This is a genomic window from Kitasatospora sp. NPDC056531 (genome assembly GCF_042794375.1).
In the GTDB taxonomy this organism is placed as follows: Bacteria; Actinomycetota; Actinomycetes; order Streptomycetales; family Streptomycetaceae; genus Kitasatospora.
In genome coordinates this window covers 37461-50727 of record NZ_JBHTTU010000039.1, presented here as the reverse complement: position 1 = coordinate 50727, position 13267 = coordinate 37461, and the positions used below count along the sequence as shown (strand labels likewise).

Below are 13267 nucleotides of genomic sequence, written 5' to 3'. Positions count from 1 at the left end.
ACGGGTGGTATTCGTGGGCGGTGGCCCCGATGACCCCCCGCCTCCCGAAGCGCGTCCTGCCCGCGCTCGCCGTCCTCCTGCTCGCCCTGCCGGCCGGCTGCACCGGCCCGGGCGGTCGGCACGCGACGGTCGCCCCGACGAGCCGCCCGCCGCTCGCCGAGCGGGTCGCCGCCGGCACCTCCCCGGCCCTGAAGGGGTTCTACGACCAGCGGATCGACTGGACACCCTGCCCCGACCAGGACGACGGCGGCCAGGACGAGCCCGTCGTGCAGTGCGCCACCCTCAAGGTCCCGCTGGACTACGCCGACCCCGGCGGCCGCACCATCGAGGTCCCCCTCGCCCGGGTGCCCGCCGCCGACCCCGGTCAGCGGATCGGCTCCCTCCTGCTCAACCCCGGCGGGCCCGGCAACTCCGGCTTCAGCATGGCCCGCTGGGGCTGGAAGGGCTTCGGACCGCTGCACGACCGCTACGACCTGGTCGGCTTCGACCCGCGCGGCGCCGGCGGCACCATCCCCGTGCACTGCCTGGACGACCGCACCCGCGCGGAGTGGACCGGCACCGACGACCCGGCCTACGACCACGGCCGGATCCTCGCCGACGCCTGCCGGGCCCGGCACGCCGACCTGCTGCCGCACCTCGGCACCCGCGACAGCGCCCGTGACATGGACGTGCTGCGCGGCGCCCTCGGCGAGCGCAGGCTCGACTTCCTCGGCCTCTCCTACGGCACCTACCTCGGCGCCCTCTACGCCGAGGAGTTCCCCGACCGCACCGGCCGGCTCGTCCTGGACGGCGCCGTCGAGCGCAGCACCGACCTGATCCACCTGAACGGCGAACAGGCCGTCGCCATGGAGGCCGAGTTCCGCGCGTTCGCCGCCGACTGCGCCACCGGCGCCGACCCCTGCCCGCTCGGCAGCGACCCGGCCACCGCCCCGAACCGGCTCGCGGACTTCCTCGACGGCCTCAAGGCCCACCCGCTGCGCGGCTCCGACGGCCGCACCGTCACGGCCGCGCTCGGCTGGGCCGGCGTCCTCGACGTGCTGAGCGACGGCAGCCGCTCCTGGCAGCGGCTGCGCGGCGCCCTCGAACCGGCCGTCGCCCACGGCGACGCCGAGGAGCTGCTCAAGCTCGCCGACGGCGCCAACGGCCGCATGGAGGACGGGCGTTACGAGACCGCGGCGGACGCCTTCGCGGCCATCCACTGCGCGGACGCCCCGATGGCGCCCACCGGGCGGGAGCTGGACGCGGCCCTCGCCGACCTCGCCGCCAAGGCCCCGCTGACCACCCGGCACGACCCCGAGGCCACCCTCTTCCTCCCGGACTGCCGCCCTTGGCCGTACCGTTCGCCCGAGCAGCCGCACACCGTGACCGCGCCCGGCAGCGCCCCGGTCCTGGTGATCGGCTCCACCGGCGACCCGGTCACCCCCTACCCGTGGGCGCAGCGGATGGCGGCCGGACTGCCGAACGCCCTGCTGCTCACCCGGGACGGGGACGGGCACACCGCGTACGACAAGAGCGGGTGCGTGCGCGACGCCGTCACCGCGTTCCTGGTGGACGGCCGGATGCCGGCGGCCGGGACGCGCTGCCCGTCCGACTGACGGCTCCGGCCGCACGGACGAGGAGCCGGCCGCACAGACCCGGAGGGGGCGTACCGCGCGAACGCGGTACGCCCCCTCCGGGTGAGTCCGGGATCAGGACTTCGGGGCCGTCAGGTCGTAGAAGGTGGCGCCGCCGACCGTCTTGGCGGTGAAGTGGCTGGTCACCCAGGCCTCGATCTGGGCGGACTCGGTCTGCTGCCCGTTGTCGTCGCCCTGGCCGCCTTCGCCGCCCGCGCCGCCGAAGCCGCGGTGGGAGCCGCCGCCGATGAACCAGTGCACCTTGCCCTCCTGGACGTACTTCTGGAAGCCGGCCAGGCTGAGCGAGGGGTCCGTCCCGTTGAAGCCACCGAGCGCCATCACCGGCTTGCCGGTGGCGAGTTGGTAGCTGGCGGCGTTCTGCGAACCGCTGGTGGCGGCCGCCCAGGTGTAGTGGTCGGCGTCCTGCGAGACCAGGGCCGCGGCCTCGTCGCTGACCTTGGTGCCGCCGAGCAGACCGCCCATGCCGCCGGCGAAGCCGCCGGGGCCGCCCATACCCTCGGGGTCCTGGGCGCCGGGGAAGCCGGAGGCGTCGCCGCGCTCGTGGCGGCCGCCGGAGCCGTTGCCGCCGTTGCCGCCGGGGAAGCCGCCGGGGAAGCCGTTCTGCCCGTGCGAGCCCTGGCCGCCCTGACCGCGCTGGCCGCCCGGGAAGCCCTGGCCGCCCTGACCGCCGCCGGGGAAGCCGCCCGGGAAGCCCTGGCCGCCCTGACCGCGCTGGCCGCCGAAGCCCGGACCGCCCTGGCCCCCCTGGCCGAACATCCGGCCGTTGCCCGGGAAGCCCTTGGCGCCACCGGCGCCCTTGCGCCCGCCGCCGCCCGGCCCGAAGGCGCCCTTCACCGAGGGCCCGGCGGTGATGATCGAGCCGTTGTGCGCGGTGTCCACGGTGTCCACCGCGTACGCCGCCGGACCGCCGAGCGCCGCCGCCAGGCCCAGCAGGCCCGCCACCGAGGCGATCCGCGCACCCGTCCGTCCGGAGGCCCGCCCGGCGAACTGCCCGGCCACCAGTGCGGCGGCCGCGGCCAGCCCGCCGGCCAGCACCGCCCAGCGCAGCCAGGGCAGGAAGTCGGAGCTGCGCCCGAGCAGGACGAAGGCCCACACCGCCGTCACCGCGAGCACGCCCGCCAGCAACAGTGCGTACGGCAGCCGGTGCCGCGCCCGCCACAGCCCGTCCACGCCCATGCCGACCAGCGCCGCGACCGCCGGGGCGAGCGCCACCGTGTAGTACTGGTGGAAGATCCCGGACATGAAGCTGAAGATCAGCGCGGTGGAGATCAGCCAGCCGCCCCAGACCAGGAAGGCCGCGCGGGCGGTGTCGGGTCGGGCGTAGCGGCGGGTCGCCCAAAGGCCGACCACCAGCAGGATCAGCGCGGCCGGCATCAGCCAGGCGATCTGCCCGCCGATGTCGCTGCCGAACAGCCGGGTGATGCCGGTCTGGCCCCAGCCCTTCCCGCCCCGCATCGCGCCGCCCGGCAGGTCGAGCCCGGCCGGGAGCCGTCCGCCGCCGCCCACGCTGCCGCGCTCGTTGCCGTCGACCCGGCCCAGGCCGTTGTAGCCGAAGGTGAGCGACAGGAAGCTGTTGTCCTGCGAGCCGCCGACGTACGGGCGGGCCGAGGCGGGCAGCAGCTCGACGATCGCCACCCACCAGCCGCCGGAGACGACGACGGCCGCGCCCGCGAGCAGGGTCTGCCGCACCCGCCGCCAGAGGCCGGTGGGCGCCACGACCAGGTAGATCACCGCGAAGGCGGGCAGGATCAGGAAGGCCGCCAGGGTCTTGGTGAGGAAGGCGAGCCCGAACATCGCCCCGGTGAACAGCAGCCACCGGGTGCTCGCCGTCTCGATCGCCCGCACCAGCCCGTACGCGGACAGGGTGAGCAGCAGCACCAGCAGCGCGTCCGGGTTGTTGAAGCGGAACATCAGCGCCGCCACCGGGGTCAGCGCCAGCGCGGCGCCGGCCAGCAGGCCGCCGAGCGGGGAGAAGCGGCGGCGCACCGTCGCGTACAGCACGCCGACGGTGGCGGCGCCCATCAGCGCCTGCGGGGCGAGCAGCGACCACGAGGAGAAGCCGAAGATCCGGGCCGACAGCGCCATCGGCCACAGCGACGCCGGGGGCTTGTCGACGGTGATGAAGTTGGCGGCGTCGGAGGAGCCGAAGAAGAAGGCCTTCCAGCTCTGGCTGCCGGCCTGGACGGCGGCCGAGTAGAAGGCGTTGGCCCACCCGGAGGCGCTCAGGCCCCACAGGTAGAGGACGGCGGTCGCGGCCAGCAGCGCCAGCAGGGCCGGGCGCACCCAGCGCGGATCGTCCGCGCGGCCGCGCCAGGCGCGGGCCGGGAGGGTGCGCAGCCGTCCGGACCAGGAGGCGACGCCCTTGGGTCCGGCGGGCGGCAGGGGCTGCTCGGGGAAGAGCGGTGCCGGGTCCGACCGGACGGCGCCCGGCTGCGGCACCTCCGGCGGCGGGTAGTTCGCGGCCTCGGGCCACGGGTCGCCGGCCGGAGGGGAGTAGCTGCTCGTGGTCATGCGCCATACCGTGCGTGGCGCGGCTGAGAGAACCGTGAGACGAGGCTGTGAGACGGGTGTGATCTGCCCCGTTTCTGCCCGGAAGGGCGCGAGTCTCAGACGGGCTTCACCTGGAGGGGCGCGGTTTCAGGCGGCCTTCACCGGGTCGTCACGCGGCGGGCGGCATGGTGATGTGCTTGCCCAGCCACTCCAGGGCCGGGGGGATCTCCCGGGTCCAGGTGTGGAAGTTGTGGCCGGCGGTGTCCAGGGTGATGGTCGACATCTTGGTCGGGGCCTTGAAGGCGCCGACCATGGCCTGGGTCTCGTCGTAGTTGTTCTCGTCGTTCGCGGTGGTCAGCAGCAGCGAGACGGGGGCGGGCGGCTGGTTCTTCAGCCGCCACAGCAGGTCGTTCTCCTGCTTCAGCTTGTCACTGCCGCCGAACAGGTCTCCGGTGGTCGGGTCGTGCGCCGCGCTGTAGTAGCCGGAGAGCGCGATCGCGGCCGGGTAGGAGTCGGGCTTGCGCAGGGCGAACTTGAGCGCGCAGTAGCCGCCGGTGGAGTTGCCGATCACGGCCCGGTTGGCCGGGTCGGTGCCGATCCGGTAGGTGGTGGCGAGGGCCTTGGGCAGATCGGTGGTGAAGAAGGTCTCCACCTGGGGGCCGTTCGGCACGTCGACGCACTCGGTGTCCCGGTCGCCGACCAGGGTCGGGCGGGTCATCACCAGGATGGTGGGCGGCAGCTTCTTCTGCTCGATCGCGTCGAGGGTGGAGGCCGGGTACTGCATCAGCGAGATCAGCTTCTCCGCGGTGCCCGGGTAGCCGGTGAGCACCAGGGCCATCGGGAAGCGCTGCTTGGCGTAGTCCGGCTGGAAGTACTGCGGCGGCAGGTAGACGTACGCCTCGGTGGTCAGGCCGCTGCCGGCTCCTTTGACGTCGACCTTCTGGATCAGCCCGGAGCGCTCGGGCTCGGAGCCCTGCGCCGAGTAGAAGCTCTGCTGGCCGGTGACGGCCACGCCGGAGGCGTTCGGCGTGTGGTCGACCACGGTGCCGAGCTTGCCGCTGGTGCCGAGCAGGTCGGTCCAGGAGCTGTAGAAGCCGAAGTAGCTGTTGGCGATCAGACCCATCGCGACCAGCACCGCCACCTGGGTCGCCAGGAAGGCGCCGATCCGGCCCACCCAGGCCTTCCAGCCCTTCCCGCCGAACCGCGGCCAGAGCCACATGGTGGCGGTGAAGACGAGGACCGCGACGACCGAGGCGGCGATCTGGAGGGGGAGGCCGGTGAGACTGAGCACGAGCCCGATCGTAGTTGACCCAGATGGGCGAGCCGGGGCGGCCCCTTCAGGTGATCCGTTGAAACCTGTTGACCGGGCGGTCCGTGCTCGGCAGCATGTCACCGGGTGTGCGCGTGCTGTGCGCGCCAGGTGTCAATGGGGTGGGGTCATGAGGTCCTTAGGCAAGGCCGGTCTGGCCGTCGGAACGGCGCTCCTGCTCGCAGCCTGCTCGGGTGGTGGGGGCGGTGACATCCACTCCTCGTCGACCGGTACGGCGACGGGCCTGACCGTGCCTCGGGCCACGCCGACGCCGACGCCGACGCCGTACGGCCCGGTGCTCAGTGCGAGCATCGACCCGCTCAACGCCGCGCTCGCCCAGGTGGCGGGGGCCAAGAACCTCGCCGACCTCGACACCGTGCTCACCACCGTCTCCACCAGCGCGCAGACGGCCGCCGCGAGCCTGAGCAAGGCGGACCAGCCGGCCGCGGTCTCCAAGGAACAGACCGTGCTGGTGGCCGCGCTGAAGCTGCTCGCCAAGGACGCGACCACGGTTCGCGGTGACATCAAGTCCCACGACGTCTGTGCCCTGGGCTCGGCCGAGGCCGAGTTCGGCGCCGCGCAGGGGCTGGCGGAGGTGTCGGCGGCCCTGAGCAAGATGACGGAGGCCGGCTACTCGACCACCTTCGCCGTTCCACAGCTGCCGAAGCAGCAGTCCCGTTCGCTCGACAACGGCACGATGGTCAGCAAGGGCAAGCTGCGCGGCGACGGCGTGTTCAAGGTCGACAACGGGACCAAGAAGGACGCCGTCGTCTCGCTCGTGCTGAACGGCAAGACGGTGCACTCGATGTTCGTGGCCAAGGGGCAGAAGGCCGACGTCGAGGGCGTGGAGGACGGGACGTACGACGTCTACGTCTCCGAGGGCGTGGACTGGGACTCCGAGGCCAAGGCCTTCACGCAGAGCTGCGCGTTCACCAAGTTCGAGGACAACTTCCCGTTCGAGACCGGCCGCACCTCGACTTCCTGGTCGATCACCCTGCAGCCGGTGGCCGACGGCAACGCCAAGACCAACAACGTGGACCCGAACTCCTTCCCGCAGCCGTAGCGTTCATCCTGCCGGTGCGTAACGGGCATAACGGGACGGGAAGTTGCCAACCAGTGGCACAACACGCGCCGAACAGTGGCGAGTTGTGCCGGAACGGTTGACCCCTTGAAGTGACCATGGCACTTTCGTGCGGGCGTGGGCCTCGGCGACCAGTCGGGGACCCCGCGATCCCCCACAAGGAGAGCCATGTTCAAGAGACTTGTCGCGGTGGTCGGCACGAGTGCCGTCGTCGCGGGCGGGCTGGCCTTAGCCGCCGCCCCCGCGCACGCCCTCCAGGCGGCCGACCTGACGTCGACCATCGCCCTGGACGACTGCTCGGCCTCGCTGGTCCGCTTCCCCGCCTCGGTGGACGGCGACCGGGCGATGATGCTCACCAACGGGCACTGCCTGCCCACCATGCCCTCGGCCGGCGAGGTCATCCAGAACGTGAGCGCCAGCCGTAGCGGCACCCTGCTGGACGGCGCGGGCAACAGCCTGGGCACCGTCCGGGCCGACCAGGTGATCTACGCGACGATGACCGGCACCGACGTCGCGCTCTACCGCCTCACCGACACCTACGGGTCGATCCGCTCCAAGTACGGTGCGACCGCGCTGACCGTCAACGACGCGCACCCGACCGACGGCGCCGCGATGTACATCCCGTCCTCGTACTGGAAGCAGGTCTGGAACTGCTCCGTCAACGGGTTCGTGCCGACCCTGCGCGAGGACCAGTGGACCTGGCACGACTCGTTGCGTTACAGCTCCGGTTGCAACACCACGCACGGCACCTCCGGTTCCCCGATCATCGACTCCGCGAGCGGGCGGATCGTCGGCATCAACAACACCGGCAACGACGACGGCGCCATGTGCACCCTGAACAACCCCTGCGAGGTCGCCGCCGACGGCACCACCACGGCCACCAAGGGCCAGAGCTACGGCGAGGAGACCTACTGGTTCACCACCTGCCTGAACTCCAGCCGCGCCGTCGACCTCACCGTGCCCGGCTGCCTGCTCACCAAGCCGGGCGGCAGCGGTAGCGCCGTCTCGGTCGCCAGCCCCGGCGACCAGTCCACCACGGTCGGCGGCTCGGTCAACCTGCAGATCAACGCCTCCGGCGGCACCGCCCCGCTCTCGTACGGCGCGAGCGGCCTGCCCGCCGGCCTGTCGATCAACTCCTCGACCGGCGTGATATCCGGCACCGTCTCCACTGCCGGCTCCTCCAACGTGACGGTCACGGTCACCGATTCGGCAGGCAAGTCGGCCACCACCAGCTTCGCCTGGACGGTCACCGGCGGTGGCGGCGGTACCTGCACCCCGGCGCAGCTGCTCGGCAACCCGGGCTTCGAGACGGGTTCGGCGGCGCCGTGGACGGCCAGCGCCGGTGTGATCGACAACAGCTCCTCGGAGCCGGCGCACGGCGGCAGCTGGAAGGCGTACCTGGACGGCTACGGCAGCACCCACACCGACACCCTCGCCCAGACGGTGACGATCCCGGCAGGCTGCAAGGCGACGCTGAGCTTCTGGCTGCACATCGACACCGCCGAGACCGACTCCACGGTGTACGACAAGCTGACCGTGCAGGTGAACGGCACCACGCTGAAGACCTACTCCAACGTGGACGCCGCGGCCGGCTACCAGCAGCGCACCTTCGACCTCTCGTCCTACGCGGGCCAGACGGTCACCCTGAAGTTCACCGGCACCGAGGACTCCTCGCTGCAGACGAGCTTCGTGATCGACGACACCTCCATCCAGACCAGCTGACCCCACGCTGACGTGCAGGGCCCGGCGACTCCGGCCGCCGGGCCCTGCCGATTGCTCTGGATTCGCTCAACTTCCGTACACGACAAGGGTCGATGGTTAGGCTGCCGACTGCATCGAACCGGCGGCGATTCGTCGGCGTGATGACCTGTCGTGCGCCGGCGCCGCCTGCGCCGGTCCACGACCACATGGAGCCACACGGGCTGGGGGCGGGGACAAGTGACTGACCTGGATTTCGAGCGACGGGTGAATCCGTGGCTCTTCGACAGCTCCGGGAACCTGACGGAGGCGGCGAAGAAGCAGTTCCCGGACCTCGCCGCCGCCGCCTCGGGCGCCGCGGCCCCGGGATGGGAGCCGACGCCGACACATGTGTCGGCCGCCGGCATGACGGTGAGGGTGAGCCCGGACGCGCTGCGGAAGGCGTCGGGCAACGCGAGCACCCTCAACACCAACTTCGACAAGGCATGCAAGGACGTATGGAAGGACCAGCCGGGCGCCACCAAGGGCATGTCCAAGAGCTGGAAGATCGTCGGCGCCTTGGCCACCGCGCAGGAGGTGTGGGCGGCGCAGGCGCAGGCCACCGGGGGACTGCTCGGACGCATCTCCAGCACGCTGTCCACCAACGCTGAGCAGTACGCGCAGGCCGACCAGGCCAACGCCAACAACTTCCCGACTCCCTGAGGCCGGTGGCATGAGTACCTACTCCGATCTGCGTCAGGAGTCGTTTCAGGGCCTTGAGACCCTGGCCACGGCCTTCGAGGGGCTGGTCCGCGACTGGAAGTTCTCCTCGGAGCTCACCGGTGACGTGATCACGCCGTTGCAGGGTTCCAACTGGAACGGCGACGCGGCCGAATCGGCCGCCACAGCGGTCACCAAGGCACGCAACGAGCTCGATGCGGCGTTCGAGGAGGCCAGTGCCATCGGTAAGGCGCTGCGGGAGGCACACACCGAACTCGCCGCCGCTCGAACCGATTTGGACGCGGCCCTGAAGAAGGCCGAGGGGCACTCCCTGACGGTGGACGCGAACGGTGTGAACGTCAGCTGGCCGGCGCCGGCCACTGCGGCGGACAAGGGCGACCCGACCTACGAGCAGACGTACAAGAGGCTGGCGCAGGAGGTCGCCGCCGACATCTCGAAGGCCGTGGCCCGGGCGGAGGCGGCGGACGCCGCGGCCGCTACCGCGCTCGGGGGCGCGACCGGGACGGACAGGGTGGCGTTCCGGCCGTCGTCGGGCCCGGAGGAGCAGGGCAAGCAGGCGGCTGACCTGTTGAAGCTCGCCGGGAACATCAGCGACGCCCAACTGGACCAGCTCAACAAGCTCCTGAAGGACCACGCCAACGATCCTCAGTTCACCACCGCCTTCTACAACCGGCTGGGACCGGACGGCTTCCTGAAGTACTACGGGCAGATGGCCACGGTCTCGTCCTCCAAGGACGGCAGCAGGCCACAGGCCATCGCGGACCTGCAGAAGAACCTCGGCCTCGCCCTGGCCACCGCCACCGACACCGACAACCTCCCCCACCTGTCCGATGATTGGGAGGCGGGGCTGCGCAAGGCCGGCTACGCCCGGCAGGACATCTGGCCGCCGAACACCTCGCCGCACAACCTCAACCCGTTCGGCTACCAGATCCTGTCGAACATCCTGCGCAACGGGACGTACGACCCGCACTTCCTCAACCCGATCGCCGAGCACGTCACCCAGCTCAGTCTGGGGTCGGGGCAGTGGACCTCGGACCGCTGGAGCCTCGACGAGTTCCGCTGCCTGAAGTTCCTCGGTCTCCCGCCGGGTACGGGGGATGGCGGCTTCAACCCGCTGGGCGGGGTGATGGACGCGCTCGCGCACAACCCTGAGGCGTCGGTGAAGTTCTTCAACGGCTCGACCACCCTCTACAACCTCGACGGCACGGTCAAGGGCTACAGCTCGGACAACCACTACATCCACGACCTGGCGAAACCGGGCGATGACTCGCCGCTCCGAGACACTTGGCCGGGGCACGACGTGATGCGCGACCACGCGGGGCAGTCCACCGCGCTGTCCTTCGGCCACGCCCTGGAGGCGGGCGTCACCGGCCGCCCGTTCGGTTCGCAGGACCAGCTGGCACCGCACACCGCGGAGCAGGCGGAGATGATGCAGACGGTGGTCGACGTCTTCGGCAGCGAGAAGGGCCCCAAGTCGCTTCGCCCCGGCGGAGAGTTCGCGGGCATCGCGCCCAGCCTAGGCCACATGGCGGCCGCGTACATGGGCGACGTCCAGGGCGCGCTCAGCCCGGACGACAAGGAACTGCCGCGCTACGGCACCCCGGCGGACTTGAATCAGGCGAACACCGCGAAGTTCCTGGGCGCGCTGGGCCGCAACCCCGACGCCTTCGGTGCCGTCGCGCAGGCCCAGCAGGCCTACACGACGTCGCACATCCAGGACGTGATCACGCGCCGGGGCGACTACGGCGATCACTACGACGCGGCCGTGCACAACGCGGCGCACGCAGGCGGCGAGGTGGCCGGAATCATCACGGCGGCCCGGACCCAGGAGATCGTGCACGATGCGCGGGCTCAGGCGGAGGCGTACAACCACGCCCTCGACGAGAACGCCGTGTGGGCCAAGTCGGCCTGGCTCATGACCGGCGGCGAGCTGGTGAAGGGCGTCCCGATCGTCGGCCCCGGCCTCTCGGAACCGGTGAAGCACTACATCGACGATCTGGCCCACAATTACCACATCGACGCGAAGTTCGCGGACCCGGCCACGATCTCGCAGACGGACGGCGTGAACGCGGCGGCGGCCTCCGCCAAGACCGCGGTGGTCAACGCCGCTCAGGGGGCCGGGCTGAGCGCGAAGGAGGTCGAAGCCATGGCCACGGACACCGCGAACCAGGTGCGCTATGCCCATACCGATGGTTCGACGCTCTTCACGACGGCCGTCAATGACTGAGTGCGGGCGGCTCCGGCGGCGGTGGCTCGCGGCTGGAGCCGCGGCGGTGCTCCTCTCCGGGGCCGGGTTCGGATTGTGGTGGCGGTCGGCCTACGGGCCGGCGGAGCTGCCCGCCAGTGCTTGCTGGTCGGTGCTCACCCGGGCGGACCTCAGGCCTCTGGCGGAGGGTGAGCATGGGACGTTCGTCGAGCACGGCGAGCTGGCTTACAGCGGGTTGCTCCGTCCGACTGTGGATCACCAGGGCTGCGAGGTGAGTCGGAACACGGGAGCGCCCATCGTGAACATCAATCTATGGCTGATGGACGAGTTCTCCATGAACGCCGTCTTCGGTGCAGGCGCGAAATCCGAGAGCCGGCTCGATTTCGGTGCGGATGTGCAAGGGTGGGTTGAGCAGGGTGGTGTGGACGTCGAGTTTCGGTGCGACAACCCGGAGAACACGCGTCTGGGCACGCCGTACGTGGGGATCCAGGTCTGGACGTCCATCGATCGGCAGTCGGACACGACTCACCGGGCGGTCCTGGGCATCGCGCTGAAGTATGCCAAGGCCGTTGTGGCGGAATTCCCGTGCTCGAACCCGGTGCGGTTGCCGGAGAGTGTTCCTGAGTCGGCGGGGAACTTCCCGCCGCCGGGCCCCTGACCGGATCGGGGCCGCCCTATGCTGATCGGATGATCGACCCGATAGAGCTGGTGATATTCGACTGCGACGGCGTCCTGGTGGACAGCGAGGTGATCGCCGTCCGGGTGCTGGTGCGGCTGGGCGAGGAGTACGGCTGGCCGCTGACCGAGGCCGAGGTGGTCGAGACGTTCGTCGGGCGGTCGGAGGCGGTCAACAACGCGCTGGTCGCCGAGCGGCTCGGGGCGGAGACGGCGGCGGTGTGGGGCAAGCGCTTCCACGAACTGCACGCCGAGGCCGTCGACGCCGGGCTGACTCCGGTGGACGGCCTGCCGGAGGCGCTGGCCGCGATCACCCTGCCGACGTGCGTGGCGTCCAGCGGCACGCACGAGAAGATGCGGCACACCCTGGGCCGGACCGGCCTCTACGAGCGGTTCGCCGGGCGGATCTTCAGTGCCACCGAGGTCGGGCGCGGCAAGCCCGCGCCCGACCTCTTCCTGCACGCCGCCCGGAGCATGGGCGTCGACCCGGCCCGCTGCCTCGTGGTCGAGGACAGCGGGCCCGGCGTCACGGCCGCCCGGGCCGCCGGGATGCGCGCGCTCGGTTACGCGGGCGGGGTCACGGCGGCGGAGCGGCTGGCCGGGCCGGGCACGGTCGTCTTCGAGGACATGCGCGAGCTGCCCAGCCTCATCGCGGCCTACCAGGGGTAGGTGCCGCCGTCGGGGTGGAAGAACTGGCCGCTGGGCGCGGACAGGGCCTCGCCCAGCTGCCGGGCGATCCGGCGGCCGCCCTCCTCGGCGGTGGCGTGGCCGCTGTGGCCGTTGAGGTCGGTCGCGCAGTAGCCCGGCTCCAGCGAACTGACCTTGATGCCGGACTCGCGCAGCACCCGGGCGTAAACCAGGGTGACGGCGTTCAGCGCGGCCTTGGAGGAGTTGTAGGCGAGCAGCGTCGCGTGCTCCCAGATCGGCGACTCCGGGTCGGCGAGGAACGAGAAGCTGCCGAGGCCGCTGGAGACGTTGCCGATCAGTCCGGCCGGGGACTTGCGCAGCAGCGGCAGCATGGCGTTGGTGACGGCGATGACGCCGAACACATTGGTCTCGTACGTCTCGCGCACCGCGTCGACCGGCAGCTCCTCCGGGGCGCGCTGCCAGTCCCGGGCGACACCCGCGTTGTTGACCAGGGTGTCCAGCCGGCCGTACTCGGCGGCGATCAGTTCGGCCGCGGCGGCGACGGTGGCCTGGTCGGTCACGTCCAGGCGGACGAAGCGGGCGTCCAGGCCCTCGGCGGTGAGAGTGGCGGCGGCCGCGGCACCGCGCTCGGGGCCGCGGGCGCCGATCAGCACGGTGTGCCCGGCGCGGGCGAGTTCGCCGGCGGTGGCGAGGCCGATGCCCTTGTTGGCGCCGGTGATCAGGGTGATGCGGTTGGTCGTCATGCCTCGACTGTGGCCGGGCGGCGCCGGGGCCGGGAGAGCACTGTCGAGGGTGGTACCGGCGGT

Annotated in this window: 9 protein-coding genes and 2 pseudogenes; 8 read left to right on the top strand and 3 right to left on the bottom strand. The window is 71.5% G+C overall.

Features of this window, described 5'->3' with window-relative positions:
• The first annotated feature begins 29 nt into the window (after positions 1-29).
• Positions 30-1595, top strand: a complete 1566-nt coding sequence (locus tag ACFQ87_RS27895; RefSeq protein WP_380613585.1) for an alpha/beta hydrolase — start codon at positions 30-32, stop codon at positions 1593-1595.
• 93 nt (positions 1596-1688) lie between these two features.
• Here ACFQ87_RS27895 and ACFQ87_RS27890 read toward each other — a convergent pair whose 3' ends face one another.
• Positions 1689-4145 (bottom strand): glycosyltransferase family 39 protein, encoded by a 2457-nt coding sequence (locus ACFQ87_RS27890; RefSeq protein WP_380613584.1) that lies wholly within the window; start codon positions 4143-4145, stop codon positions 1689-1691.
• A 148-nt stretch (positions 4146-4293) separates the two neighbouring features.
• Positions 4294-5415: an alpha/beta hydrolase gene (locus tag ACFQ87_RS27885; protein WP_380613583.1), complete on the bottom strand. Its 1122-nt coding sequence runs from the start codon at positions 5413-5415 to the stop codon at positions 4294-4296.
• 148 nt (positions 5416-5563) lie between these two features.
• On the opposite strand from ACFQ87_RS27885, the gene ACFQ87_RS27880 reads away from it, so the two are divergent.
• From ACFQ87_RS27880 to ACFQ87_RS27850, 7 genes and pseudogenes are all read left to right on the top strand, one after another.
• The gene (locus ACFQ87_RS27880; protein ID WP_380613582.1) at positions 5564-6496 is read left to right on the top strand and encodes a hypothetical protein; all 933 of its coding nucleotides are present in this window, start codon (positions 5564-5566) and stop codon (positions 6494-6496) included.
• Positions 6497-6682: 186 nt separating this feature from the next.
• Positions 6683-7300 (top strand): annotated as a pseudogene (locus ACFQ87_RS27875) (trypsin-like peptidase domain-containing protein); the annotation flags it as partial.
• A 210-nt stretch (positions 7301-7510) separates the two neighbouring features.
• Positions 7511-8236 (top strand): annotated as a pseudogene (locus ACFQ87_RS27870) (putative Ig domain-containing protein); the annotation flags it as partial.
• Between the two features lie 216 nt (positions 8237-8452).
• A complete protein-coding gene (locus tag ACFQ87_RS27865) occupies positions 8453-8914 on the top strand; it encodes a WXG100 family type VII secretion target (protein WP_380613581.1) in 462 nt (153 codons plus the stop codon).
• 10 nt (positions 8915-8924) lie between these two features.
• Positions 8925-11159, top strand: a complete 2235-nt coding sequence (locus tag ACFQ87_RS27860) for a hypothetical protein (protein WP_380613580.1) — start codon at positions 8925-8927, stop codon at positions 11157-11159.
• Between the two features lie 277 nt (positions 11160-11436).
• Complete coding sequence (locus tag ACFQ87_RS27855) at positions 11437-11796, top strand: hypothetical protein (protein ID WP_380613579.1); 360 nt, start codon at positions 11437-11439, stop codon at positions 11794-11796.
• A gap of 29 nt (positions 11797-11825) precedes the next feature.
• Positions 11826-12482: an HAD family hydrolase gene (locus tag ACFQ87_RS27850; RefSeq protein ID WP_380613578.1), complete on the top strand. Its 657-nt coding sequence runs from the start codon at positions 11826-11828 to the stop codon at positions 12480-12482.
• Here ACFQ87_RS27850 and ACFQ87_RS27845 read toward each other — a convergent pair.
• A complete protein-coding gene (locus ACFQ87_RS27845; RefSeq protein WP_380613577.1) occupies positions 12470-13204 on the bottom strand; it encodes an SDR family NAD(P)-dependent oxidoreductase in 735 nt (244 codons plus the stop codon). The genes ACFQ87_RS27850 and ACFQ87_RS27845 overlap by 13 nt on opposite strands.
• Between the last annotated feature and the right edge of the window lie 63 nt (positions 13205-13267).